Source organism: Flavobacterium solisilvae (assembly GCF_012911605.1).
GTDB lineage: Bacteria > Bacteroidota > Bacteroidia > Flavobacteriales > Flavobacteriaceae > Flavobacterium > Flavobacterium solisilvae.
Window position 1 is genome coordinate 1 of the sequence record NZ_JAAMPT010000010.1, and the last position, 222, is coordinate 222.

Consider the following 222-nt stretch of genomic DNA (forward strand, 5'->3'; position numbering starts at 1 on the left):
CCGATGGATTTGTAATCAATGTTGTTAAGGTTGCATCCTCATAAAACGCTACGCTGTAGGTTGATACTGGCGTGGTTTGATTGCCTTCTAATAAATCTGGGATTTGGCTCGTTAAATCAAATACTTCGGTGTTGTCGTTACCTGTTGGATCGGATTCACAGATTTGGTACACATTATTGGTGCCAACAATATCTACTGTTGGTAACGGGTTGATGATGTAAC

At 40.5% G+C, this 222-nt stretch carries 1 protein-coding gene; it reads right to left on the reverse strand.

Going from position 1 to position 222, the window contains the following annotated elements:
* A partial coding sequence (locus tag G6042_RS00050) for a hypothetical protein (RefSeq protein WP_169522287.1) occupies positions 1-222 on the reverse strand: 222 nt, incomplete at both ends.